At 59.5% G+C, this 26978-nt stretch carries 20 protein-coding genes and 1 pseudogene; 14 read left to right on the top strand and 7 right to left on the bottom strand.

Going from position 1 to position 26978, the window contains the following annotated elements; translation table 11 throughout:
- Nucleotides 1-156: 156 nt before the first annotated feature.
- The 10 genes and pseudogenes from DKB71_RS13365 (at nt 157) to DKB71_RS13320 (ending at nt 10075) form a co-directional block, all read left to right on the top strand.
- Nucleotides 157-1143 carry an aminotransferase class IV gene (locus DKB71_RS13365; RefSeq protein ID WP_408600678.1) on the top strand — a complete coding sequence of 329 codons (987 nt, stop codon included), beginning with the start codon at nt 157-159 and terminating at the stop codon, nt 1141-1143.
- A gap of 70 nt (nt 1144-1213) precedes the next feature.
- Nucleotides 1214-2083: a phytanoyl-CoA dioxygenase family protein gene (locus DKB71_RS13360; RefSeq protein ID WP_406590889.1), complete on the top strand. Its 870-nt coding sequence runs from the start codon at nt 1214-1216 to the stop codon at nt 2081-2083.
- Nucleotides 2084-2173: 90 nt separating this feature from the next.
- On the top strand, nt 2174-3061 hold the full coding sequence (locus DKB71_RS13355; protein ID WP_408600677.1) for an NAD(P)-dependent oxidoreductase: 888 nt from the start codon (nt 2174-2176) through the stop codon (nt 3059-3061).
- 230 nt (nt 3062-3291) lie between these two features.
- The gene (locus DKB71_RS13350) at nt 3292-3495 is read left to right on the top strand and encodes a hypothetical protein (protein WP_408600676.1); all 204 of its coding nucleotides are present in this window, start codon (nt 3292-3294) and stop codon (nt 3493-3495) included.
- Nucleotides 3496-3527: 32 nt separating this feature from the next.
- Nucleotides 3528-4781, top strand: a pseudogene (locus DKB71_RS13345) (HAMP domain-containing protein); the annotation flags it as partial.
- A gap of 183 nt (nt 4782-4964) precedes the next feature.
- On the top strand, nt 4965-5669 hold the full coding sequence (locus DKB71_RS13340; protein WP_408601095.1) for a methyl-accepting chemotaxis protein: 705 nt from the start codon (nt 4965-4967) through the stop codon (nt 5667-5669).
- 498 nt (nt 5670-6167) lie between these two features.
- Nucleotides 6168-7286 (top strand): AraC family transcriptional regulator ligand-binding domain-containing protein, encoded by a 1119-nt coding sequence (locus tag DKB71_RS13335; RefSeq protein WP_406590886.1) that lies wholly within the window; start codon nt 6168-6170, stop codon nt 7284-7286.
- Between the two features lie 224 nt (nt 7287-7510).
- On the top strand, nt 7511-8311 hold the full coding sequence (locus tag DKB71_RS13330) for an SDR family NAD(P)-dependent oxidoreductase (protein WP_406590885.1): 801 nt from the start codon (nt 7511-7513) through the stop codon (nt 8309-8311).
- A gap of 21 nt (nt 8312-8332) precedes the next feature.
- Entirely contained in the window at nt 8333-9226 is an 894-nt protein-coding gene (locus tag DKB71_RS13325; protein ID WP_406590884.1) for an alpha/beta hydrolase, read from the top strand.
- Between the two features lie 51 nt (nt 9227-9277).
- Nucleotides 9278-10075 carry an SDR family NAD(P)-dependent oxidoreductase gene (locus tag DKB71_RS13320; RefSeq protein ID WP_406590883.1) on the top strand — a complete coding sequence of 266 codons (798 nt, stop codon included), beginning with the start codon at nt 9278-9280 and terminating at the stop codon, nt 10073-10075.
- A gap of 58 nt (nt 10076-10133) precedes the next feature.
- Here DKB71_RS13320 and DKB71_RS13315 read toward each other — a convergent pair whose 3' ends face one another.
- The 6 genes from DKB71_RS13315 to DKB71_RS13290 all read right to left on the bottom strand — a co-directional run bounded on the left by DKB71_RS13315 (nt 10134) and on the right by DKB71_RS13290 (nt 20547).
- A complete protein-coding gene (locus DKB71_RS13315; RefSeq protein ID WP_408600675.1) occupies nt 10134-10904 on the bottom strand; it encodes an SDR family NAD(P)-dependent oxidoreductase in 771 nt (256 codons plus the stop codon).
- Nucleotides 10904-12088, bottom strand: coding sequence for an acetyl-CoA C-acyltransferase (locus DKB71_RS13310; RefSeq protein WP_406590881.1), 1185 nt, complete (start codon nt 12086-12088; stop codon nt 10904-10906). Before DKB71_RS13310 ends, DKB71_RS13315 begins: the two co-directional genes overlap by 1 nt.
- 25 nt (nt 12089-12113) lie before the next feature.
- The gene (locus DKB71_RS13305) at nt 12114-14225 is read right to left on the bottom strand and encodes a 3-hydroxyacyl-CoA dehydrogenase NAD-binding domain-containing protein (RefSeq protein ID WP_408600674.1); all 2112 of its coding nucleotides are present in this window, start codon (nt 14223-14225) and stop codon (nt 12114-12116) included.
- A 39-nt stretch (nt 14226-14264) separates the two neighbouring features.
- Complete coding sequence (locus tag DKB71_RS13300) at nt 14265-16058, bottom strand: acyl-CoA dehydrogenase (protein WP_408600673.1); 1794 nt, start codon at nt 16056-16058, stop codon at nt 14265-14267.
- A gap of 138 nt (nt 16059-16196) precedes the next feature.
- Nucleotides 16197-18773 (bottom strand): LuxR C-terminal-related transcriptional regulator, encoded by a 2577-nt coding sequence (locus DKB71_RS13295; RefSeq protein WP_408600672.1) that lies wholly within the window; start codon nt 18771-18773, stop codon nt 16197-16199.
- A 124-nt stretch (nt 18774-18897) separates the two neighbouring features.
- Nucleotides 18898-20547, bottom strand: coding sequence for a fatty acid--CoA ligase (locus DKB71_RS13290; protein ID WP_408600671.1), 1650 nt, complete (start codon nt 20545-20547; stop codon nt 18898-18900).
- A 253-nt stretch (nt 20548-20800) separates the two neighbouring features.
- On the opposite strand from DKB71_RS13290, the gene DKB71_RS13285 reads away from it, so the two are divergent.
- The 4 genes from DKB71_RS13285 (at nt 20801) to DKB71_RS13270 (ending at nt 25443) form a co-directional block, all read left to right on the top strand.
- Complete coding sequence (locus DKB71_RS13285) at nt 20801-21964, top strand: iron-containing alcohol dehydrogenase (protein ID WP_408600670.1); 1164 nt, start codon at nt 20801-20803, stop codon at nt 21962-21964.
- 39 nt (nt 21965-22003) lie between these two features.
- Complete coding sequence (locus DKB71_RS13280; protein ID WP_408600669.1) at nt 22004-23494, top strand: flavin-containing monooxygenase; 1491 nt, start codon at nt 22004-22006, stop codon at nt 23492-23494.
- Entirely contained in the window at nt 23491-24477 is a 987-nt protein-coding gene (locus DKB71_RS13275; protein ID WP_408600668.1) for an alpha/beta hydrolase, read from the top strand. Before DKB71_RS13280 ends, DKB71_RS13275 begins: the two co-directional genes overlap by 4 nt.
- A gap of 168 nt (nt 24478-24645) precedes the next feature.
- A complete protein-coding gene (locus DKB71_RS13270; protein WP_408600667.1) occupies nt 24646-25443 on the top strand; it encodes an SDR family NAD(P)-dependent oxidoreductase in 798 nt (265 codons plus the stop codon).
- Between the two features lie 202 nt (nt 25444-25645).
- Here DKB71_RS13270 and DKB71_RS13265 read toward each other — a convergent pair whose 3' ends face one another.
- The gene (locus DKB71_RS13265) at nt 25646-26971 is read right to left on the bottom strand and encodes an aspartate aminotransferase family protein (protein ID WP_408600666.1); all 1326 of its coding nucleotides are present in this window, start codon (nt 26969-26971) and stop codon (nt 25646-25648) included.
- Nucleotides 26972-26978 lie beyond the last annotated feature (7 nt).

Below are 26978 nucleotides of genomic sequence, written 5' to 3'. Positions count from 1 at the left end.
CCACGCCGAAGGGTGGCCGCACAGACGCTGTAATTTGGCCCCCGCTCACCTGTTTGGCGCAGCCACCACCGCCCTAACATGAACTCACCGGCAACACCGCGCAAAGGCACTGCGTAATCCGCAGCTTCCATCTCACCTTGGAATAGAGAGCGACCGATGAGCATCATTCAGGCACACCACATCATGTTGAACGACCCCGCCCATGTGCGCGTCGCCCATGAGCCCAAGTACAGCCACGGCTCGGCATTCATCAATGGCACTTACGTGGATCTGGATAACGCGGCAATCCCGATGTCCGACCTGGGCTTTACCCAAGCGGATGCTTGCTACGATGTAGTCAGTGTCAGCAAAGGCTATCTTTTCCGCCTCGAAGACCATCTGGAGCGCTTCGAAAGCGCGTGCGCCAAATTTCAGCTGACCAACCCCTACACCAAAGTGCAGACGACCGAGATCCTCACGAACCTGGTCAAACAGGCCGGTGCCAAGGAGGCTTACGTCTGGTGGGCGGTAACCCGCGGCTTCATGCCTGATGGCGGTGACCGGATCAATCCCAAGGCATACGAAAACCGCTTCTATGCGTTTGTCGTGCCCTACGTGTTCATCTCCGATGACGAACAAAGGACTCGTGGCACCGACTTGCTGGTGAGTAAGCAATACATTCGCATTCCGCCCGAGGCGGTGGACCCTACCGCGAAGAATTTCCACTGGATGGACCTCAAGCTGTCGTTGTTCGAAGCCAAGGCCGCCAACAAGGAATGGTCCGTACTGTGTGACGCCAATGGCTATCTGACCGAAGCACCCGGTTCCAACATCTTCCTGATCAAGGACGGCGCGCTGTACACCCCCGATTCAGGTTGTTTGGAAGGCATCACGCGCAAAACCACGCTGGAGCTGGCCAAGGAAACCGGCATGCCGATCCATGTCGAGCGGGTCCATGTCGAACAGTTGCTCAATGCCGACGAAGCCTTCCTGACGTCCACCGCCGGCGGGATCATGCCCATCAACAGCGTCGACGACACCGTACTGGGTGGCAAGGCTGGCCCCGGCGAATTGACCACCCGACTGCACAACCTTTACTGGACCAAACGCTGGGACGGCTGGCTCGGCACTGCCGTGGACTACAGCACCCCCGCCAACGTTTAGTCGGCCCCTCGAGTGCGGTCATCACCGACCGCACCGAGATTATTCCCCTTACGCTTTTCAGGTTCTTCCCATGGCCAGCGCATTCAAGAAAATCACCCTCGATACCCCGAAAGAAGAGGTTCTGAAGATCCTCAAGGAAGACGCCGGGGTCATCATCAAAGGCATGCTCACAGCAGACCAGGTCGCTCGATTCAACGCCGACGTCCAGCCGCAGATGGACAAGATTCCCGCAGGCTCGTCCAAGACCAACGAAGGCGCGCAGGATTTCCATGGTGCCAACACCAAGCGCCTGACCAACCTGGTGACTCACAGCAAAACCTTCCGTGAGGAAATCATCGACCACGACAAGGTTCACCAGTTGGCTCACGCGATCCTGAGCCCATGGTGCGATACCTACTGGATGGGAACTGCGCAAGTCATCGAGATCGGACCGGGCAACAAAGCCCAACCATTGCACCGCGATTTCGAGAACTACATGGCGTTCAAGGAGATGGGGACCAAAGCCCCGGACGTGATCTGCAATTTCCTGATCGCCCTGAGCCCCTGCACTGAAGAAAACGGGGCGACCCGGATCATTCCTGGTAGCCAGAACTGGCCGGACTACAATGACCGGGGCACGCCGGAAATGACTGTGCCCGCCGAGCTGGAGCCGGGTGACGCGCTGTTTTTCACTGGCAAGATCGCGCATGGCGGGGGCGCCAACGTGACGACTGACCAGTACCGCCGCGCCGTGGCCTTTACCTTCAACCTCGGTTGGCTGGTACCGGAGGAAGCCTATCCTTTTGTGGTCGACATGGAACTGGTTCGCACCCTGTCGCCGCGCGTACAGCAGATCCTTGGCTTCCGCTCCTTCACCGCGGACCTCTACGGCCTGCCGGGCCTGTGGCAAGTCAACTACGAGGAAATCGCCGATTACATCGGACTGAACCCTCCTCGCTGATGTCAAACATCATGCTGCCACGCGCAGATCTTCTCGACCTCAGCGCGTGGCTTCGACCCCTTCAATACCCTACTGTCTCGAGGGCAGATCATGTCAAAGTCTGGATCAAACAAGCCTTGCGTCAGCGTCCTGGGCCTGGGGGCCATGGGCAGTGTGCTGGCGCGTACCTTGCTGCAAGCCGGGTATGGCGTCACCGTCTGGAACCGCAGTCCGGAGCGCGCAACTGCCCTGCTGCAAGACGGCGCCAGCCTGGCGCGGGAAGCCAGCGAAGCCATCAATGCGAGCAACCTGATCATCATCTGCATGATCGACAAGGCCGTCTCGCAGGACGTGTTGAGCAGCCTTGACCCCTTGTTGGACATGAGCGGCAAAACCATCGTCAACATGAGCACCGGTACCGTGGACGATGTGCAGCGCATTGCCAAGCGAGTGAACCAGCACAACGGTCTGTATGTGGACGCCGGCATCATGTGCTACCCCAAGGACATTGGCGAGCAACACACCACCATCCTCTACTCGGGCAACAGCGACGCCTACCATGCCCATGAGGCCACCCTGAAGGTGTTGGCGGGAAACCCGAAGTTTCTCGGCGCCGACCCCACCGCTTGCACGCCTACCTACCTGGCCCTCTACGCCTTTTACTTCGGTGCCTTTGCCGCCTGGCTCGAAGGCGCGGTGCTCGCCTCCTGCGCCGGCGTTTCGGTACAGGATTTCAAGGCACTGTCGCCGATCATGAGCGACATGCTGGTGGATGGCATCAACACCGCGGCCGATCGCATTGCCGCCAGCGATTTCAGCGGCGAACAAGCGTCAGTCGATGTGCACGTCGCCGGACAAGAGGTGGTGCTCGACGCGCTGCAGCGTGCGAGCGCGCCCCACGCCAGCACTGACGCCTACTTAAGCTACTGCAGGCTAGCCCAGACCGCCGGCATGGGTGAGCTGGACATCGCATCGCTGTTCAAAGCCATGCATCCGTGAATCGATCGTTACAGAGACCTCGCCATGACTACCGCACCCCAACGCGTCGCCATCATCGGCCTCGATCACTTCGGCAGCACCATTGCACGCACCCTCTCCCGGCAGGGCTTTGAAGTGGCTGGACTGGACCCGCTACGCAACAACCTGGTGGCGCCTTTTGAAGGTTTCAGACTACTGCGCTTATCAGCTTCAACACCACGCAAACGCGTCCCGCGGCGTCGGCACGGTCGATGGGTGAATGGGCTCGCAGCGAACAAATCGATTACCTGGAACTCAGCCTGAACAGTGAGGCTGATGCAATTGGCCAGCAAGACTGCGAACTGCTCTGTTCAGGCCCTCTCAAGGCCTATCAGCGGCTTCAGCCGCTGTGCCGGACACTGGGCGCTGCGTTGACTTATCTGGGCAGCGATTGTGGTGCGACCCTCGAGAACTGAGCCCCTTCTCTTTCCTTTTTTGTCGGTGACGCATGCGCACAACCCTGTCGATCAAACTGAAAATCGTTTTCTTGACAGGCTTGTGCCTGTTGCTTTGCCTGGCCGCAGTCATTACCGCCAACCTGTATCAAATGAATCATACCGATCAAATGGTCGGCCAACGCAGCAGCACGCTTCTGGAAGACACGGCGCGCCTGCAATTGACGACAAGTGGCGCTGTGCAGCGGCAACTCATCGAGAAGAAATTCAGTGATGCGCTGTTATTGGGGCGTGAGTTCAATAGACAGATGCTGGCCTTGCGCAATCGGATTGGCAACGACCGAACGCACGAGGCAGTGGTGCGCAAGGAGATGATCGAGCAAAGCCGCAACATGTTGACCGCGCATCCCGAACTTCTCGGCCTTTTTGTAACGTTCGAGCCCGACGCGCTGGGTGGTAGCGACGCCTCATTCGTCGGCCAGGTCGCACTGGGCGGTAATGACAAGGGGCGTTTTTCCAGCTACTGGTCCCAGGCAGACCCGTCCCAACCGGAGTACGCCGTCTATCCGGAAGAATTGTTTTCTCGCACCACACCCGACGCCAGCGGCACGCCCTACAACTATTGGTACACCTGCGTACTGAAAACACGTACGCAATGCCTCACATCTCCCTACCACGACCTGCTCAACGGGCAAGGCGTGACGCTCATTTCGATGGCTGTTCCCATGCTCGAGGCCGGCAACGTCATTGGCATGTCCGTGATCGATATCAATATTTCCGATCTCCAGTCCCAAAGCCGTGAACTGGCTAGCGGACTTTATGACGCACAGGCTGCGGTGAGTATCATCAGCAACACCGGCGTGGTCGCAGCAAAGAGTAATGACGGCACAGCCAGCGGTAAAAACAGCGCTGAAGTCTGGGCCGGGTCGAACAACACCTACAGTGCGGCCAGCTTCCCCTCCCAGCCCGACGCCACCCGACAAGGCGACCACTATCAACTGCTGGTGCCTTTCAGTCCCGTGCCAGGCAACGTAGCCTGGGCGATCAAGATTGACGTACCCTGGGATGTCCTGATGTTACCTGCCAGAACGTTGGCTGAGGCATTGACCGCGCAGCGCCAGGCCACAACGTTGAATGTCGTGTTGTTGGGCGGCGTGCTGGCCATCATCGGGTTGACCTTGATCATGTGGAGTATTCGCAGCACGCTGGCGCCACTCCAGTCGATTACCCAAATGGTGCGGGAGATTGCTGTGGGAGACGGTGATCTCACCCAGCGCGTCAATTATCCGCGACAAGATGAACTGGGCCAGCTGACGGGTTGGTTGAATTGCTTTCTGGACAAGCTGCACCCCGTTATCCGGGACATTCAACAGGCTTCGCTACAGACCCAGCAGGCCGCAAGGCAAGCCTCCCATCTGGCCAGCCACGCGCAAGCGCGATTGGTACAGCAGGCTGGCGAAGTAGACCAGGTGGCTACCGCTTCCAACGAAATGGCAGCGACCGCCCACGAGGTAGCCCGGAGTACCGCCTCGGCCGCGCAGGCTGCACAGGACACCGACCAGGCGGCAAGCAGGGCACGAACTGAAGTGGACCGCGCCACCCTCACCATAGAAGCCCTGGCGTCGGAAATGAACGACAGCATGGTTCGGGTCGAAAGCCTGGCTTCAAGCAGCGCGAAAATCAGCGATGTACTGGACGTGATTCGCAGTATCGCCGAACAGACAAATCTGCTGGCGCTGAATGCGGCCATTGAAGCGGCACGCGCGGGTGAGGCCGGGCGTGGGTTCGCGGTAGTGGCCGACGAGGTCCGCTCGCTCGCCCGACGAACCCAGGAATCGGTCATTGAAAGCCAGCAAGTGATCGAACTGTTGCAAGACAACACCCGAACCGTCGTCAGTGCGATGCGCAGCAGTCAGGACCTCACCACCCTGAGCGTCGAAGAAGTGCGCAAGGCGGTTGATTCACTGCAGGAGATCAGTGACGCGGTTGGCCTGATCAATGAGATGAACGTACAGATTGCCACGGCCACCGAAGAACAAATTGCGGTTGCAGAAGAAATCAATGCCAACGTCAATGCGATACGCGACCTCAGCCAGACCCTCAGCGAGGGAGGCCTGCAATCCTCTGAGCTCAGCGAAAGCCTGGACGGCCTGGCCAACGACCTCACCTACAAGACCCAACAATTCCGCGTCTGAGACGCCTGCTGCCCAGTTCAATCGAATTGGGCAGCCCATCCCCCTCCCCCCCTCCTGTTCCGTTCATCGAAATTAATTGCGATGACACTCATCTGTCACTTGACCTAGGTCGCCCGACCGTATTTAATCGGTCACATGACCTAGTAAATGCAACCGCGTTTTACCAGGTCTGATTCACATCGTTCCCTACCTGATAGACCAACAAAAAAAGGGTGCTGCACGACAGCCCCCAAAAGGTCAGGAGATAACAAATGAGGTCCAAGACCCACACCGGGACAGTAGCGAAGCTACTCCCGATAACGCTTGAATTTCATGGATTCGTTCAGTCCGTTTCCATGGGTCTGGTGTTGCGCTTCAACCCTGCACCTTTGTACGAACGTCCCCGGCCTGCCCACGCCACCGCTTTTTATTCCCGAATAAACCCACGCAGTTGATTCGTTGCGTCAGCACGATTTCACGCGGTCATTTTGGTTTGGCTACACCAGTGAGGGCAGTACGATGGGATTGATCGAAACAACACCTATCACATTGGACGACAAGGTTTTCTCCACGGCAGAGATTCTGGCGGCCGCCAGCCTGGTGGGCGGTGACGAACGACGGGTGAGCGAATGCCTGGCTGCAGGGTCCATGACCCTGTTTGACCTGGGTAATCCACTGACCAAGATCTCGTTGAACCAGCAATCGCTGATTCACGCCGCGTTCAACCAGCAAGCGAGCAACCCGTTGCTCAGCCTGCAGGTAGGCAAACGCCTGCATTTAACCTCCTACGGCATCGTCGGCTTTGCCATGCTCAGTAGCGCCACACTGCGCGACGCCCTGGAAACCGCCAGTCAGTTCGGGCTGCTGATCAATCTCAAGATGGGCCTGCAACTGAGCTGCGAGAGCGGCGTCGCCTTTCTTGAGCTCAACGATCAATACGGCTTGATCAGTCCGGAAAATGCGTTCTGGTACTACCTGGAAGTGTCGAAGCTGGTGACGCTGCTCCAGGACATCCTGGGCCGCGATTTCAGTTGCGAAGGCATCGAGTTGAGTATTGATGCCACGCTTCAACAGCAAGCCGAGATTCGCGAAAGCCTTGGTGTGCCAGTTCGCTTCAATGGTGAGCGCACCGCCATACGCTTCTCGCCCCATTGGCTCGACAACAAGCTTCCGCAATCCAACAGCATCACTCACGCCAGTTGCAAGACCAATTGCCAGGCGCAACTGCGCGAAATCCTGCAGAAATACGACATCAGCTTTCAGGTGCAGAACCTGCTGCTCAATTCCGGTCAATGCATTGCATCGCTGTCCGAAATTGCCGACCACTTGCATTTATCGCCTCGTACGCTACGCCGGCGCCTCGATGCGCTTGGCACTTCCTACAACTCGCTGCTGGTGGAAGTACGCAAGAAGCTGGCCATTCGATACTTGCTCAGCACGCCCATGACCACCGAGGCGATATCGGAGCAACTCAACTACAGCGATGCGGCGAACTTCCGGCACGCCTTCAAGCGCTGGACAGGACGCTCGCCCCGCGAGTACCGCGTGCTCAACAACGGCGGCAAGTACGCCTCACGGTATGGCCAAGGCAAGAGCAGCCTGGGCCTGGGCCATTCAAGCGCCCTGAGTATGGGCTGACGATTTCGCCAGCGCATCGCGTTCATCGGTTGCGATGAACGCAGGCACCCCGGTACCGACCTCTTCCACGAACAAGAGGCTCGGTGCCGGTTCTCCAGCAGCACATCACCCCGATTACCGTATTCGTCATGCCCTGGCTGTACGCGATCAAGCGCAGAAGCGCAGCCATGTCGACAACAACCGCCTTTGTCTCCATTGATTCAACAAGAAGAAGGAGTCCTTTGATGGATATGAAACTGACCGAGAAAGTCGTAGTGATTACCGGTGCAAGCACGGGCCTGGGTCGGGGCATCGCGCTGAAGCTGGCCGAGGAAGGCGCCTTTTTGGTGATAGGCGACATCAACGAGGCCAGCAACCCTGGCGGCTTCGACGAACAGCCTGAGTTCACAACCGCCGAGTTGATCACCCGGCGAGACGGCCAGGCGCTGTATCAGCGCTGCGACGTGACTCGCAGCGAAGACCTCACCGCGCTCGTCGAAGCCGCTACCCGCCGGTTCGGACGCATCGACATCATGATCAACAATGCCGGGGTCTATCGCGACGGCAAACTGATCCACGAGTTTTCCGAAGCGGACCTGGACCTTTGCATGAACGTCAACGTCAAGGGCACCTTCTTTGGAGCCCAAGCCGCGGTCAGGGCATTCCTGCAACAGGGTGGCGGCGGCAACATCATCAACCTGGTATCCACGGCGGGCCTGCAGGGTCACCCATGGCAGTCGGTGTACAACATTTCCAAGGCCGCACAGGCCAACATGACCCGCTGCCTGGCCATCGAATACGGCCATGAAGGCATACGCGTCAATGGCATATGCCCGACGTACGCCAAGACCGCACTGACCCGCGCCCTGATGGAACAGCCAGGCTATGTCGACGACTTCAGTGAAAGCATCCCGCTCAAGCGCTGGGGTGAAATCGCCGATGTCGCCGACCTGGCGGTGTTCCTGGCTTCCGAGCGCTCCAGCTACATCCATGGCGCACTGGTGCGCATCGATGGTGGTGAAACCCTTTCGCGCTACTCGGTCTGACTTTCTGGAGCACACACGGCAATGAGACACGACATCGAATTCAAGACTGACGACGGCGTCACCCTGCGCGGCTGGCATTACCTTCCAGACACCGGCACAGGCCCCTTCCCGACCGTTGTCATCGCCCACGGTTATTCCGCAGTCAAGGAAATGTACCTGGACAGCTTCGCCGAAGTCTTCGCCCGTGCGGGCCTGGCGAGCATCGTCTATGACCATCGCAACTTTGGCGCCAGCGACGGCTTGCCTCGTCAGGAAATCGACCCGATCCTGCAAATCCGTGGCTACCGCGATGCCATCACCTATGCCCAAAGCCTTGCGCAAACCGACGCCAATCGCATCGGTGTGTGGGGCTCAAGTTATTCAGGCGCGCACGCGCTGGTGGTGGCGGCGCAGGACCGACGCGTCAAGGCGGTTGTGTCGCAGGTGCCACTGATTAGCGGCCATGACAACGCGCGACGGCTGATTCGTGCCGACTACATCGCAGGCTTCCAGGCCCTGTGCGAAGAAGACCGCCGTCAGCGCTACGCCGGCCACGCCCCAGCCATGAGCCCAGTGGTGGCTGAAGATCCTGCTGCGCCCAGCGCCCTGCCCACCGCCGATTCCTGGGCGTGGTTCACGAAGACTCACCGGGACAGAGCCCCTTCGTGGAAAAACGAGGTCACCTTGCGCTCGATCGAGATGTTTCTCGATTACGAACCCGGCGCCCATATTGCGCACATCAGCCCGACGCCGCTGCTGATGATTGTCGGCCTGACCGACCACCTGACCGCCGCCGACCAAGCCCTCGCCGCCTACGAGCGGGCACTTGAGCCCAAGCGTCTGTTGACGCTCAAAGGTGGGCATTTCGATGCATACACCCAAGACTTCGACGCCGCCAGCGGTGCGGCCTGCCAATGGTTTCGCGAGCACCTTTAAGACGCTCTTGCATCTTCTGACAAATCCAATAATCAAGTAGAGGATTAACCCATGCGTTTCAAGGATCAGGTCGCCGTGATCACCGGCACCAGCTCTGGCAACGGGCGCGCCATTGCCTTGGCTCTCGCTACCCAGGGCGCTCGCGTCGTGTGTTCGGATCTCGTCAGGCAGGCCCGCACCGAAGGCTATGAAACCGACATCGACGTCGACACCGACGAGCTGATTCGTCGTGCGGGGCAGCAGTCAATCTTCGTCAAGGCCGACGCGGCGAACTCAGCGGATATGCAGAACCTGGTCCAACAAGCCGTGGAGCACTATGGACGACTGGACATCATGGTCAACAACGCCGGAATTTTCACCACACTGCAGACCATCGTCGACGAAACCGAGGAAGACTACGACCTGACCATGAACGTCAACGCCAAGGGCGTCTGGTTGGGGTGTAAGTACGCCATCACGCAAATGCTCAAGCAAGCACCCCGTGCAGACGGCTGTCGCGGGCGGATCATCAACGTGTCCTCGATCGGAGGCCTGGTGGGCCTCGCCCTGGAACCTGCCTATTGCGCCTCCAAAGGCGCGGTCAACAACCTGACCCGGCAACTGGCAGTGGACTTTGCCGCACACAAAATCAACATCAATGCCATCTGCCCGGGATTCCTTGCAACCGCCATGGTACGACCTGCACTCGATAACCCGCAGCTCAAGGCCCATCTCGATTCGCTGACGCCATGGCCGCGAATCGGCACGGCCCAGGACGTGGCCAAGGCTGTAGCATTCCTGGCCTCGGATGACGCCCAGTGGATGACGGGGTCGCTGCTGACAGTGGATGGCGCATTCACGGCTCAGTAATCCACGGGCAAAAAAATGCCTGGCGTTTGCGTCAGGTATTCAAATCAAACCGCCGCGGTTACAGCGAACTGACCAGGTGCCCACCGTCCACCGCCAAGGTAGCCCCCGTCATGAAACTCCCCGCCGCACTGGCAAGCAGCAATAACGGGCCATCCAATTGCTCCAGTTGACCCAGTTTTCGCATTGGCACCGCTGACTTGATATAGGCTTGGCCTTTCTCCGAATTGAAGTAACTGTCGTTCATTTCGGTCTGGAAATACCCGGGTGCAATGGCATTGACCCTGATGTCATGACGCGCCAATTCCAGTGCCAGCGCCTTGGTCAGCTGCAACACCCCGGCCTTCGCCGCACAGTAGTGGCTCAAACCTGTACCCACGCGCTCACCGAGGATGGAGGCGATATTGATGATGCTACCGCCCTTCCCTTCCTTGGCCATGCGCTGCGCGGCACATTGGGCCACGCGCCAGACACCGTCGAGGTTGGTGGAAATCATGGTGCTCCAATCCTGCTCGGTCACTTCCAGCGCCTTGACCGCACCGCCCACCCCAGCGTTGTTGATGACCACATCGACGACACCGAAGGTTTGCCGGGCCAGGTCGAAGGCGCTCTCGACACTCGCGCGCGATGTGACATCGAGGGCCACTGCAATCACCTCACCGCCTTGACCGCGCAGTTGTTCGGCCAGCGCCTGCAGGCGCTCGACTCGCCGCGCGGCAATCACCACTTTTGCACCGGCCCCGCTGACCACCTGCGCGAAGTGCGCGCCCAACCCGCTGGAAGCACCGGTCACCAGTACAACCTTGCCTTTCAACGAAAATAGAGTACTCATCACAACACCTCGAAAAGGCCGGCGGCGCCCATGCCGCCGCCCACACACATGGTGATCACGACGTATTTGACGCCGCGACGTTGTCCTTCCAGCAGTGCATGGCCCACCATCCGGGAACCACTCATCCCGTAGGGATGGCCGATGGCAATGGCGCCACCGTTCACATTAAGTCGGTCGTTGGGGATCCCCAGCTTGTCCCGACAGTAGATCACCTGGCAGGCAAACGCCTCGTTCAGTTCCCAGAGGCCGATATCGTCTACCTTCAATCCATGCTGCTTGAGTAACCTGGGTACCGCCAGTACCGGCCCTATCCCCATCTCCTCAGGCGCCAGCCCGGCCACGGCGATACCCCGGTACAGGCCGATGGGCTCGAGGTTGCGTTGCTGCGCCAGGCGCCCGTCCATCAGCACGCAAGCACTGGCGCCGTCAGACAACTGGCTGGCATTGCCGGCGGTGATACTGCCGCCTTCTACTACTGACTTGAGGTTGCCCAGGTCCTGCAGACTGGTGCCCGGGCGGTTCCCTTCGTCCATGTTCAGGGTCACCGATTGATGACTGAGCACACCCGTGACCTTGTCCACCACCGCCTTGGTGGTGCTGACCGAAATGATCTCGTCAGCGAACAACCCCTCCCGCTGGGCAACGGCGGTGCGTTGCTGGGATTGCAGGGAGTAGGCATCCTGCATTTCACGGGTGATGCCATAACGCTGGGCAACCCGCTCTGCGGTGTGCAACATGGGCATATAGGCATGCACGGCATGCTGCTCTACGCGAGGATCACGCTCAGCGAACACCCACTCCATGTTCCTGGTTTGCACGGCGCTGATACTTTCCTGCCCTGCGCCGATGGTCACCCGCATGCCATCGTGAATGATCTGTTTGGCTGCAGTGGCGATGGCCATGAGTCCCGAGGCGCATTGGCGATCTATGGTTTGCCCGGCCACGCTCAAGGGCAACCCGGCGGCCAACGCACTCATACGCCCCAGATTCCACCCTGCCGTACCGCAGGGCATCGCAGTGCCCATGACCAGATCCTCGATTTCGCCCGGCTCGATACCCGCCCGCTCGACGGCGGCAGCAATTGCAAACGACGCCATGCTGGGGGACTTGAGGGTATTGAATGCCCCCCTGAAGGCCTTGGCGATCGGTGTTCTGGCGGTTGAAAGAATGACAGCGTCTGACATGTGCAGAATTCCTTGAGTACGTGCCTTACAGGCGCTGGATGCGAGTCTGTTTGGCAGCTACCAGGCGTTGCAGCAAGGACGCCGGTTGAAACCACATCTGGCCGTATTCACCCAGATGTTCGCGGTATCGCTCGATACCTGCTAGTACAAGGCCCAGGCCCAACTGCTCGGCATAATGCATGGGACCACCCAGCCAGGCCGGGAAGCCGTAACCGTTGATCCACACTAGGTCGATATCACCGCTGCGCTCGGCGATACCTTCATCCAGCAACTGCACGCCTTCGTTGATCAGCATGAAGAGGCAGCGGTCGTGAATTTCCTCGTTCGAAATCACTCGACGGGTAATCCCCAGTTCGCTGGCCAGCACCTCTGCACTGGCCACCACTTCATAGTCTTCGACACGGTCACGCCCTTCATAACGGTAGAACCCGCGACCGGTCTTTTGTCCATAGTGGCCATGGGCGTAAAGCTCATCGGCCAGTTTGAAATAGCTGGTGTCATGGGCAATTGCTTCACGACGGGACTCGCGCACCAGATAGCCGACATCGATCCCGGCCAGGTCGTACATCGACAGCACCCCCATGGCCAAACCCAGCTCGGTCAGCACGCCGTCCACTTGAGCGGGTGTAGCGCCTTCGAGGACCAGTCGGTGAGCTTCGCGCGCATAGGGTTCCAGCATTCGGTTGCCAATAAAGCCAAAGCAGACACCTGAAACAACCGCAGTTTTGCCAATTCGTCGCGCCAGATCCAGCGTGGTTGCCAACACTTGCGGCGATGTCTCACGGCCACGTACCACTTCCAGCAACTTCATGACGTTTGCCGGGCTGAAAAAGTGCAATCCGATGACGTCTTGCGGACGTCGTGTGACGGCGGCAATCTGATCCACGTCCAGCGTCGAGGTGTTGGTAGCCAGAATTGCACCCGTCTTGCACACCTCATCCAGGGCGCGGAAGACGTTTTGCTTGATCGACAGACTTTCGAAGACCGCCTCGATCACCAGATCGACCTGGGCAATGTCGGCATACTTCAGGGTTCCCGTGATCAGGGACATACGAACTTCGAGCTGCTGCGCGGTCAACTTGCCGCGTTTGACGCTGCTGTCGTATTGCTTGCGAATATGCGCCAGCCCTCGATCCAGCGCTTCGCCCTTGAGTTCCAGCAGGGTGACCGGAATACCGGCGTTGGCAAAGTTCATGGCGATGCCGCCGCCCATGGTGCCTGCGCCAATCACGGCAACATGGCCCACCGGTAACAGTGGTGTGTTCTTGTCTACCCCGGAGGTTTTCAACGCTTCACGCTGGGCGAAGAATTGATGCCGCAGCGCTGCCGACTGCGTAGACGACTCGACCTGCTTGAACAGCGCCTGCTCGATAGCCAAGCCTTCCTGCAGCGAACCTGCACAGGCTGCCCTCACCGCCTCCAGCGCCAGTAAAGGCGCCAACTGCCCCTTCCAGCGACGGGCTCGTGCCGCTGCGTAATCCTCGAAGAACCTGGCGGGCAAACCTTGAGCTGGATCGCTAAAGCGCCAAGGTCGTTGCGCAGGGACCGATTCTGCAATCAGGTTTCTGGCAAACTCTGTCGCTGCGGCCACCAGGTCTTCGCCGTCTGCTATCAACCGGTCAATTAATCCTAGCGCCAAGGCCTGGGACGCCGATACTGGCTCACCGCTCAGGATCATCTCCAACGCCGCTTCGGCACCAATCAGACGCGGCAGGCGTTGCGTGCCGCCGGCGCCAGGCAACAACCCGATCCGGGTTTCCGGCAATCCCAAGATGGCTTGTGCAGTGCTGATGCGGTAACCGCAAACCAGTGCCGTTTCCAGACCGCCGCCCAAGGCTGTGCCGGAGATGGCGGCGATCAGCGGTTTGGGCGATGCGGCCAGTCTGTTCAATAAGCTTGCCAGACCAGGCGCCGCGAACGCGGCTGGGGAACCGAACTCGCTGATATCGGCACCGGCACTGAACGCTCGCCCCTGCCCATGAATAACCACGGCGCGTACCTGCGAATCGGCGATGGCCCGCTCGAATGCTTCGGCCAGCGCCTCACGCAATGACTGGCCCAACGCGTTAACCGGAGGTCGAGCCAGTCCGATGAGGGCCACCTCACCGTCCAACCGGTAGTCAATCAGTGTTGTCATGGTCGTATTCCTGAAAGCTGAAGGCTGATGTAATGAGGCTCAGAACCAACGGTTCTGCATGTCGTGGCAAGCGCTGTTACCGGCGCAGAGCAATTGGGCAATGCCGTGCAACGGCGCCAACTCCCACTGCATGTAGTAGCGTGCCGTGTGCAACTTGCCGCGGTAGAAATTGACCTCGTCACCGACGACACCACGCTGCAAGGCGCCTTCGGCAAGCATCGCCTGGCGCAACCACACCCAACCCACCAGCACCCGACCGAACAGGTCCAGGTACGCCGTGGCATTGGACAGGCCCAGGTCTGCGTGGGCCGCGACTTGTTGCTGAAGTGAGGCGGTCACGTCTTGCAGCACCACCAGGCCTTCGGCCAACTGCTGGCCCAGGAGACCGCATTCACTCAGGCTGCTGGCCTGATGCAGGCTGTGCCCGACTTGTTCAAGGAACAAGGCATAACCTCGACCGCCTTTCGCACCCAGCTTGCGACCGAGCAAATCAAGCGCCTGGATACCCTCGGTTCCCTCATGGATGGGGTTCAAACGGTTATCGCGGTACAACTGCTCCAACGGGTATTCGCGGGTGTAGCCCGCTCCACCGAGAATCTGAATACCCAGATCTGAGGCCATCAGGCCGTAGCGTGAAGGCCAGGTTTTGACCATCGGGGTCAGCAAATCAAGCAATTGCGCCGCATCATCACGGGATTGTTCGGTGCCACCGGTGTGCGCATCCTCCACCAGGCTGCTGGCGTACAGGCACAGCGCCATGGAGCCCTCTGCATAGGCCTTTTGCATCAGCAACATGCGCCGCACATCGGCGTGCTCGATGATTGGGACTTGGCGCGTCAAGGGATCCTTGAAACTGGCCAGGCGACCTTGAGGTCGTTCGCGGGCGTAATCCAGCGCATGCAGATAGCTCTGATACGCGAGGCTGGCGGCGCCCAGGCCTACGCCGATGCGGGCTTCGTTCATCATCTGAAACATGTACGCCAGGCCTTTGTTGGCTTCGCCCACGAGGTAGCCGATAGCGCCGTCACGCTCGCCGAAACTCAGCACGGTCGAGGTGGTGTTGCGATAACCCATCTTGTGCAACAAGCCCGCCAGGGCGACGTCATTGCGCGGCCCGAGCGAGCCATCCGCGTTCACGTTGAACTTGGGCACCACAAACAGCGAAATCCCCTTCACCCCGGCAGGCGCGCCTTCGATACGGGCCAGCACCAGGTGCACGATGTTTTGGGTCATCTCGTGATCACCACCGGAGATGAACATCTTTTGTCCGAACACCCGGTAGCTGCCATCGCTGCCCGGTACTGCGCGGGTGCGCAAGTCACCCAGCGCCGAACCTTGCCCCGGCTCGGTCAAGGCCATGGTGCCGCTGAAGTGACCGGCAAACATGGCCGGCAGGAAGCGCTGTTGCAACTCACTGGAGGCGAAACTCTTGATGAGATTGGCCGCGCCAATACTCAGGAACGGGTAACCGGTGGTGGCGATATTGGCAGCATTGAAATACGCCATGCAGGCACGCAGGAGTACTTCGGGCAACTGCAGTCCGCCGTCCGCAAAGTCATGGTGCGCGGCCAGAAACCCTGCATTGGCGAAAGCATCCCAGGCAGCTTTGGTTTCAGGAATCAGGCTGACCCGTTCACCATCGAACGTGGGCTCGTTGTGGTCGCCCTTCTGGTTATGCGGCGCGAAGAACTCCGCCGCCACCTGGCATGCGGTCGTCAGCGTGGCATCGAACACCGCACGATCATGCTCGGCGTAACGCTCGCGCTCGAGCAAGGCCTGGGTGTCGAGGAATTCGTAGAGTAGAAACTGAAAATCGCGTTCGTTGAGCAACATAAAAGTGAACCCCGCCGTGAAGAGTCATGAGCGAAAACGACTTTGATGTTGTATCAGCGCAGGCTTGGCAATTCGTCAAACCAAGGGTGGAGTTTGGGATGGAGTTGTCCACCTGCCCAGGGTGGAGTGCGCAGGATGTCAGCTCAGCAACCCGACACTGCGGGCCTTGCGCAAGGCTTCATCGCGGTCAGTGACCTCCAGCTTGCGAAACAGATTGTTGATATGGGTCTTGACCGTGCTCAAGCTGACAAACAGGGATTCGGCGATTTGCGCGTTGCCCTGCCCCTTGGCCATCCGTTGCAAGACCTCGCGCTCACGGCGGGTAACCGGTTCGGCCAAGCGCTGGCCCTTGTGCAAAGGCCTCATCAGGTCAGGCATCAAGCTCTTCAACTGTTGCGGGTCGGGCAAGTCCCGTTGCAACTCATACTGTTTGCGTGTTTCAGGGGCGATCAACTGCTGGAAAAGATCGCTCAGGGCGGCCCCTTCAAAATGCAGCAATTGGCCCAACTGGAACTCACAGGCCAGCGCAACCGCCTCGTCTAGCAGGCGCATGGCTTGCGGCTGATCGCTCTGGTCCATGGCCATGCTTGCTTCTAGTAGCAACAGGTCGAGCTTGAGGCGGCGGTGATGCTGCTCTTCAGCCAGCTCGTTCAGCGCTTGCAAGCGCTGCACGACCACGGCTCTTTGTCCGAGGTGACGCTGCACCCAGGCATAGGCGAGCACTTCGTCGGGCTGCACGTCCTCGGCGTATTGCCGTTTGCACCAATGCCACTCTCGCAGCCAATTCAACAGAAACTCCTGATCGCCGTGGCGAACGGCGTGCCGAACCCGCCAGGCACCCGCAAGACGATACACGCGCCATTGTCCGAACTCCTCGGCGAGGCGCCTGGCCTGGTCCCACCGCATCACGGCACGGGCCGAATCGCCGAGTGCGTCGAACAGACAGGCCTGATGATGGAAGATCAGCGCCAGCGCGGCACTCTGGGGGAAATCCATCGCTATTTTTTCCGCCTTGGCGAAGCTGACTAACGCGGCACTCAACTCATTGCGCTGCATCAGAATCAGCCCCTGCCCCAAGTGCAAGAACGCGTCGTAGAAATTGCCCGACACCTTGCCCCTGACGTGGTCGAGCGAGCCTTCGAAGAAACGTTGCCGAGCCTGATCGGTTTTGCCCTGGGCCAACTCGATTTCTACGGCCTGCAGGTGCAAACGATGGGTATAGCCCTTGAAGCCCAATGCCGACAACTGCTTCAGGGCCTCGTTATTCTGGCGTTGGGCATCGTCCAGGCGACCCAGCGCCGCCAGGCACCCGGCACTGTTGGCATGCAGGATGGCAGTCGCCGCGTTGGCTGCGGGATAACGCTCAAGAGCAGCACGCACCACATCCACACCATGGCGCAGGTTACCGCCCAACCACGCCAGATGACTGCGCAGGAATGCGATCGTTTGCATGACGCGATCCTGGCGATGGTGCCCGGACTGCCCGCTCAAGCGCTTCAGCGCACTCATACACGCGCGCGTGCGCTCGATGTCGTTGGTCACGATCAAGGTCGACGCTTCGGTCATGGCCAGATTCAGATGATCGGAATCGCTGCCACGCAGCGCATGGCTGAGGAAATCGACGATCGCATTGATTTCGCCTTCACGCAGGAGGTCGAAGGTGTGTTGCTCCACCGTTCGAAACAGCGCCTTGGTGTTTTTTGCGCGACCGTATTGATAGACCGCTTGCGCATAATAGGCATTGGCCAACAGCCAGTCTGCCGCTTGTTGATGCAGTTGCAACAGGCTGGAATTATCACGACGGCGCAGTCGTTGTTGCGCTGTCAGGCGCAGGGCTGGATGGTACTGATAACGCAGGCGCTCACCGACACGCTCTTCGATGAAAAGGTCCAGTTGTAACAACTTGCGCAGCAGACCCTCGGCGTGCGGATCCCCTGTGAGCACCCTTGCCAGTTCCAGATCGAACGCATTCACTACCGAGGTGCGCTCTATAAACCCAACCAGCCCCTGAGGCAATCGGCGCAGCAACTCCTCTTCGATGAACAAGGCTATTTGCTGGTAGGACGCCTGAATGGCTTGCTGCAGCCGTTCAGGCTGACTGTCGATGATGTGCAAGTCGCGATAGGCCGCACACCAGAACAGCGCACCACTGATCCAGCCATCACTGCCAGCTTGCAAGCGATAGACGAACGCAGGCTCCAGCTCCACGCCCTGGGCCAACAACAATTGCTGGGTTTCTTCACCATCAAGGGCCAACTCGCGCGGGCCCAGCATTCGCAACCGATTGTCCCGTCGCAGGTGAGTCAAACCCAGCGCGGGCAGGCCTTCACTCGCCGCGACAATCCGCAACTGCCTGGGAGGATGGTGCAGCAATGCGTCCAGATAACCGAGCACACGCGCAGAGCGCAACAGATGCAGATCGTCGATACACAGCGTAAAGGGCGCGGTCAGGCTGTCGAGGTGGCTGCGGATAGCGCTCCAGGCCTGCTCCGTGCCCGTGCCTTCTGCCAGCACGCGCTTGAGCAACAACTGATACAGGTGCCCCAGAAAATTGATGGGTTCGTTGTCCGAGCGATCGATACGATAAAACCCCTGGGGTGTGCCCAGTTGCTCCAGCAGCTGGCTCATCAGCACAGACTTGCCGTAGCCCAAGGGCGCCCGCAGCAAAGTCAGCGCAGTGTCCTCGTCCAGCGCAACGGCGATCTGCCCTATCACCCTGGGCCTCGCTATCAGAGTGCGGGGCAAGGTTGCAGCGCGGAACTTGCTCGTATCGATCGGTATCTTCACGACAATTGCCTTGGGACAACAAGTGTTGACTGCAATCTTACCCCCGGGGGTTTCAGAACTGTGTGCGAATCAACTTTTTATCCAGCTTGCCGACACTGGTGCGCGGAATCGCCCCCACCACACGAACCTCGGTCGGAATGGCCCATTTTGACAGCGCGCCAAGAGTCACAAAGCTCATCAAATGCGCCTTGATCGAATCGGCATCCAGCGTATCGGTCGACGGGGCCTGAACCAGCAGCGCAACCGGACGCTCTCCCCAGCGGGCATCCGGTATCCCCACCACTGCACATTCGTTGACGTGTGGATGCCGGCTGATCAGGCTTTCGATGTCCAATGACGAAATCCACTCCCCGCCTGTCTTGATCAAATCCTTGAGGCGATCATGGATGTGCACCAACCCGTTGGGGTCAATACTGGCAACATCGCCGGTGTGCAGCCAACCGCCCTGCCAGAGTTTTTCGCTGCTTTTGGGATCTTTGTAATACCCAGGCGTCAGCCAGGGACTGCGGACCAGCAACTGCCCGACCTGGTGACCATCCTGGGGCAAAGGCTGATGTTGCTCATCCACCAGCTTCATCTGAACAAGTGGTGCTATCACCCCTGCGCTACAGCGCCAGTGCAACCGCTGCTCCTCATCATCCTCGGCAAAGCCTGCCGGCAAACTGGTCAGCGAAATGATCGGGCAGGTTTCCGACATGCCGTAGGCGCCGCGCACATCCACGTTCATGGCCAAAGCCTTGCGAGCCAGGCCGGCGGATAACGCTGAGCCGCCCACCAGCACATGCCAGCCCGAGAGATCAACGCCCGTCGCTTCAGCCGCGCCCAGGACCATGGCCAACAAAGTGGGCACGCAATGCGAGTAACTGACGCGCTCGTTCACCACCAGCGACGCCAACACATTGGGTTCGTATCGCCCTGGATAGACCTGCTTGCACCCCATCATCGTGGCGATGTAGGGCACGCCCCAGGCGTGCACATGGAACATCGGGGTGATGGGCATGTAAACCTTGTCGCGATTGAGCAAGGGCGCGCCGGCACTGGCGTGTGCGTTGGCACCCACTAGCGTGTGGAGCACCAATTGGCGATGGGTGAAGTACACGCCCTTGGGGTTGCCGGTGGTCCCCGTTGTATAGAACAGGGTCGCCACCGCATTTTCGTCAAACTCGGGAAAGTCATAATGCGTCGGTTGGCGGCCCAATAGCGCTTCGTATTCGCCAAGCACAGTGAGCGACGTCTCAGGTCCTGGCCCCTCATCCTCGCAGAGCACATACCCGCGAACGCTAGGGAGATGTGCGCCAATCGATTCCAGCAACGGAATGAAATCGCGGTGCGCCAGCACAAAGGTGTCTTCGGCATGCGCCATGGTGAATTGCACCTGCTCGGGGGCCAGGCGCACGTTTACCGTGTGCAGCACGGCGCCAAGCATCGGAATGGCAAAAAAGCATTCCAGGTAACGATGACTGTCCCAATCCAGCACGGCCACTGTATCCCCCCCCTTGACCCCCAATTCGCTCAGCGCATGAGCCAGCTGGTGCACGCGGCGATTCAACGTCGGATAGTCGTAACGGGTGATGTTGCGATAGACGATCTCGTTGTCTCCCGCTGCGCGTACACCCGCCTCGAGCAATCCTGCAATCAGCAGCGGCGACGATCTAAAGCTTTCTGTGTTCGCCAGAAACTTCGGTTGATGAGGCAGATTCATCATTCCTCCAGTGGCATTGAGTCTTGTCGTTATTGGCCATTTTTATAGCGCGATGCCGTTTTCCGATCTTCAACCCCAGGGTGGAATTGCAACAGGTTCAAGGTGGACAAATTTCTGCGCCCCGCCCTTGACCAACCCTCTTTCTCCACCCTGTCAAAAGGCAAATTCCACCTTCAGGTTGAAGCTCGCCAGAAGCCGGTGCTCTTAAATGGCCCATCGACTACGAACCCACTCCTGTCAGGAATCCGGACTCATGAGCATCTTCAAACCCTTCACCTTTGACACCGTTGCTTCGATCGTCGCCGAGTGGGGCGCCGCGCGTCGCCTGGGCGAAATCTTGGGAAACTGGACCGAGCGGCGCAATCTGCTGATCGTCACCGATAAATTTCTGCACACCGCCGGCCTGCTCGACGCGGCCAAGGCTTCACTGGTTGAGGCCGGCTTTGCGGTCAGCGTGTTCGACGACGTGGTTGCCGACCCACCTGAAGCAGTGCTGTACGACTGCGTAGGCCAGGCCAAAGCCGCAAACGTCGACCTGGTGCTGGGCCTGGGCGGCGGTTCGTCGATGGACATTGCCAAACTGGCCGCCGTGCTGATCCCCTCCAACCAGGCGCTGGCCGAGCTTTATGGCATCGGCAAGGTCAAGGGCACCCGCTTGCCATTGGTGCAAATTCCGACCACGGCAGGTACCGGCTCGGAAGTGACCAACCTCACCATTCTGACCACAGGTGAGACGACCAAGATGGGCGTCGTATCCAACCAGCTGTATGCCGACAAGGTCATCCTCGACGCCGAGCTGACCACCGGCCTGCCACCGCTGATCACCGCCGCCACCGGTATCGATGCGATGGTGCACGCCATCGAGGCCTACACCAGCCGGCATCGAAAGAACCCGGTATCGGATGCCCTCGCCCGCGAGGCCTTGAGGCTGTTGGCGCGCAACCTGATCGGAGCCTGCGAAGACGGCAAGAATCGCCTGGCCCGCGAGGCCATGCTGCTCGGCGCGACGCTCGCGGGCCAAGCGTTTGCCAATGCCCCGGTCGCCGCAGTGCATGCACTGGCATATCCACTGGGCGGCCATTACCACATCCCCCACGGACTTTCCAATGCGCTGATGCTGGGGCCGGTATTGCGCTTCAACCTGAGTGCCGCGGCGCCGCTCTATGCGGAACTGGCTGACGTGTTGCTGGGCGCAAGCAACGCGACGGTCACTGCCCGTGCGACTCGCTTCGTCGAATTCATGGAAGACCTGATGAACCGCTCCGGTGCGCCGCGTCGCCTGCGCGACGTCAACGTCCGCGAAGACAGCCTGGCGCTACTGGCCCATGACGCCATGAAACAGGAGCGCCTGTTGATGAACAACCCTGTCGAAGTGCGCGAGGCGGACGCGTTGGCCCTTTACCGAAAAGCCTTCTGACCAGCCCCCTTATTGTCCCTATTCACGAGGAATCGATCCATGTTGAACACAGCACAAACTTCCTACGACATCGTCATTCTCGGCGCGGGCTTCGGCGGCCTGGGCATGGGTGCCCAGCTGAAAATGCAAGGCATCGACAACTTCATCATCCTGGAGCGCGGCGCGCGCATTGGCGGGGTATGGCGCGATAATGCCTACCCCGGAGCCGCCTGCGATACCGAGTCACACTTGTACTGCTACAGTTTTTATCCTCACCTTCGCGTCAGCAAGATGTATGCAGACCGCGATGAACTGCTGCGCTACATGGACGCCATGGCCGCTCGTTATGACTTGATGAAACACGTCAAACTCAACAGCGAGCTGAGCCAGGCTCACTGGGACGAACAGGCCAACCGCTGGGCTTTCGAACTCTCCGACGGTCGGCGTTTGCAAGGGCGTTTTTTCGTCCCGGCCTGGGGTCAACTGAACAAGCCGGCCATCCCGGCGTTCAAGGGCCTGGAGACCTTTACCGGCCACGCCTTTCACTCGGCCCAATGGCCAGAGGGCCTGGACCTCACCGGCAAGAAAGTCGCCAGCATTGGCGCAGCGGCCAGTGCCGTGCAGTACGTGCCGGAGGTGGCGAAGCAGGCGAGTCATTTGACAGTATTCCAACGCAGCGCCAACTGGATCATGCCGCGCAACCAGATAGTCTTCTCTCGGGAGCAACTGGATGCTTATAGCGCGCAACCTCAGCTGTACGAAGAAAGTCGGCGCACCCTGCACGCCTTTCGCGAAAACGGCTTCGCACGCACCCGTCACGGTACCGACGCACAGCAGGAAGGCATCAAAATGGCCACCGGCCACTTGGCGGCGCAAGTGTCGGATGAAGCGCTTCGCGCCAAGCTGACCCCGGACTACGAGTTCGCCTGCAAACGAATCCTGCGCTCCGATGACTATTACCCGGCGCTGATGCGCAGCAACGTGACACTGGAAACGGCTGCCGTCGACCGGTTCGTCCCCGAAGGCATCATCGACAAAAACGGCACGCTGCACGAACTGGACAGTGTGATCTTCGGCACCGGCTTTGAAAGCCAGGCTTTCCATGGTGATCTGCAGGTGACCGGAACCCGCGGCCAGACCCTGCACGATCGCTGGGCACAAGGTGCCGAAGCCTACCTGGGCATGACGGTGCCGGGCTTCCCGAACATGTTCATGATTTACGGACCCAACACCAACCTGAATCACAACTCGATCATTACCATGCTCGAGATCCAGCAGCGCTACATTATCCAGGCGGTCAAAGGGCTCGGCGAACATCCGCGCACTGCAGTCGACGTCAAGCCCGACACCTTCAACGCCTACAACGATTCGCTGCAAACCAATATGCAGTCCTCGGCGTTCTCCTCAGACTGCTCCAGCTGGTACAAAAACGCCGCCGGCAAGGTCATCAACAACTGGTCGGGCACCGTTGATGAGTACCGCGCACTGGCGGCGGACTGGAAGGTGGATGATTATCGTCTGTTGGTTGCCAGGGAGTCTGTGTATTCATGAACAGATCAATAGCTGAGCCTGTTCCGCTGTATCAGATCGCCCCTGACGCAGTCGACTTGATCAGGGCCTTCAGGGTCAGTGGCGAAGTATCTTTCCAGGACGTAACGCTGGAGCAGGCGCGAGCGAACTATCTCAAGGCTTGCGCCAGCAATGGCCTGGAACCGGAGGTCGTCGCGGACATCCGCACGCTGGATTACCCAGTGACTGACGGAATGGCAAGTCTGCGCCTGTATCGCCCCATTGGCGTGCCAGCAGACGTGGTGACGCCCGTGATGGTCTTTATCCATGGTGGTGGCTGGGTGATTGGCAACCTGGACAGCCACGACAGCATCTGCCGTGCGCTGGCCAATCAATCTTGCGCGACGGTCATCGCAGTGCAATACCGCCTCGCGCCGGAGCACCGTTTTCCAGTGCCGCTGGATGATTGCTATGCAGCCATCCAGTACATCACCACCCAGGCGTCAGTGCTTAAGGTCGACCCCAGGTGGGCGTTGATTGGGGGTGATAGCGCGGGTGGGAACATGGCCACCGTGCTGGCCAACGACCCCGCGTGCCAGGCACTGGGCATGACGTTCAAGGGGCAGGTGCTGTTTTATCCGGTTACCGATCTGACCGCCAGCCAGCCGTCGTATCAACGCATCACCTGCGGCTTCCCCCTGACAGCCCGATCAATGCACTGGTTCAGGGATCAATACACTACTGAGGATCAAGACTGGCGCGATGCGCGCCTATCTCCCCTGCTGCATGCCGAGGGCCGCAAACAACCGCCCCTGTTCATCGCGACCGTGGGCCATGACCCGCTAGCTGATGAGGGCATCGCTTACGCCAGCGCCGCCGCCCGCGCCGGCTCCGAGGTGGTTCATCACCACTTGCCAGGGCATACCCACGGTGTACTGACTAGCGCCGGAAAAATAGAAACCGGCCGCCAGTTGCTCGAGCAGGCGGCTGAATTTATTGCCCGCAAACTCAACACCCACCGTTGAACGTGCAACCTCGGAAGCCGTAAGGATTCCGGGGTAAACAAACAGCAACGGCCTGTCCTTTTTGAACCTGTTTTAGCCCTCGGGCGCTTCATACACTCCCCCTTGCAGCTGCAAAACCGAGGGACATCCCCTCACCTGACCACAGTTTTTGCCGATGGAGGCGATTCAATGAGATTCAATAATAAAGTAGCCATTGTGACCGGTTCGAGCTCAGGCAACGGCCGCTCCATCGCCCTGGCGCTCGCCGCAGAGGGCGCCCACCTGGTGTGCTCGGATCTCTCCAAAAGTGCCCGCCCGGAAGGCTTTGAAAAAGACCTGCACATCGACACCGACGACCTGATCTGCCAGAACGGCGGTGAGGCGATTTTCGTCAAGGCTGATGTGTCCAAGTTCGCCGACATGGACAATCTGGTTCAGGAAGCCGTAAAGCGTTTTGGCCGCCTGGATATCATGATCAACAACGCAGGCGTCGCGGTTGAGCTCAAGACCATCGTTGAAGAAACCGAGGCCGATTACGACCTGACCATGAACGTCAACACCAAGGGCACTTGGCTGGGGTGCAAGTTCGCGATTACCCAGATGATGAAACAGGAGGTCAGTGATACTGGCACCCGCGGCAAGATCGTCAACATCTCGTCCATCGGCGGGTTGGTTGGCCTCGCTCAAGAGGCGTCCTACTGCGCCTCCAAAGGCGCCGTGAACAACCTGACCCGGCAGTTGGCGGTCGATTTTGCGCAACACAAGATCAACGTCAATGCCGTTTGCCCGGGGTTCCTCGCCACGGCCATGGTTCGCCAGGAACTGGACAACCCCGAGATCAAGACACTGCTGGAAAACCTGACGCCCTGGCCGCGTATCGGCAACGTGGAGGATGTTTCCAAGGCCGTGACATTCCTTGCCTCGGAAGACGCTCAGTGGATGACCGGTTCGTTGTTGACCGTTGATGGCGCCTACACCGCTCAGTGATTGCAGCGGCTGCAGTAGCAATCAAAGGAGGCGCCCACTGGGCGCCTCCTTTTTTTGCACGGCCGGATAGCACGCCATACGCCGGGCAAACATTTGCGGTTGGTTACGCGATCATGTAGGAGCTGCCGCTCCAAACGCCAAAAAATAGGGGCATCCACTCAGTGGTGCCCCCCTTTTTCAATCCCGTGACCTGTCTACGCCATCAGCGTTGTGCAACCGCCAATTTTGCCGCGCGTTCCGTGGCTGCAATAAAGCCATGGACGTCCTCTTCGGTCATGACCGTCGAAAGGAACGCCTTGCCGGTCTTGGCAATGTGATAGCCCTCCAGCACCAGATTGCGTTGCAGCGCGGTCACCCACTTCATTTCCTCCTTGCTGGAGTAACCGGAGCGGTAGTCCTGCACCTCGCGCTGATGACCAAACACCATGAACATCGACGAGAAGCCGGTCACCTGGCCAGGGAAATCAGCATTGGCAAACGCCTGGGTCAGCCCTGCGCGCAAGCGGTCGCCGAGCACGTCCATACGATCGGATTCGGCCTGGGTATACAGTTCCAGGGCGATCTTTCCGGCCGTCATGGTGATCGGGTTCGCGGTGAAGGTCCCACTCCATGGCAACAGCGGCTTGCCCTCACGGTGGTCGAACACCTGCATGAACTTGCGCGAGCCCGCCACCGCGCCGACCGGGAATCCGCCACCGATGATTTTCGCCAGTACGGTCAGGTCCGGCTTGATGTTAAAGCGGGTTTGCGCCCCGCCGCTGTGCACGCGGAAGGTGATGACCTCATCGAGAATGAACACAGCGCCGATTTCGGTCGAAACCCGGCGGATCATTTCAACGAAAGCCTGGGACACTGGCACAAAACCGAAGTAGCTGGGCGCCGGATCGATGATGATCGCCGCGATGGCATCGCGGTTGGCCAGGATGATCCGTTCGGCTGCCTCTACGTCGTTGAAGGGAATGACCACGACGTCGTTCTTGACGCCTTCAGGGGTGCCCTTCGAATAGCCGATGGACTGGGGGTCGTCACCCCAGTTTTCCGGCGATGAGTCGAGGCTGACTTCGGCATAATCGTAAGAGCCGTGGTAGACCCCCTCCGCCTTGACGATTTTAGAGCGCCCGGTGATCGCGCGAGCCGCCTTGATCGCGCACATCACCGCTTCGGAACCGGAATTGGAGAAGCGAATCCACTCGAAGCCTTCGGCGCGGGCGCAGATGGTTTCGGCCAGTGCGACTTCAGGCTCGGTCGGCAGCGTAAACGCTGTGCCTTTGGTCACCTGCTCCTGGATCGCCGCGACGATCGCCGGGTGAGCATGACCGTGGATCAGCGAAGCGAAGTTGTTCAGCAGGTCCAGCCGACGCGTGCCGTCGACATCGGTGACATAAGCCCCCGAACCGCTACCGGCGTAGACCGGGAAAGGTTCCTGCCACGGAAGGATTCGAGTGATACCACCCGGCATGACCTGACTGGCGCGGTCATACAGGGCTTTGGATTGGCTGTGGGCTTCCGGCCATATTGCAGCGGACATAGGTGTT

The sequence above is a fragment of the Pseudomonas sp. PLMAX genome, assembly GCF_046042685.1.
Classification (GTDB): Bacteria; Pseudomonadota; Gammaproteobacteria; order Pseudomonadales; family Pseudomonadaceae; genus Aquipseudomonas; species Aquipseudomonas putida_AE.
This window is presented reverse-complemented; position numbering and strand designations above follow the sequence as displayed.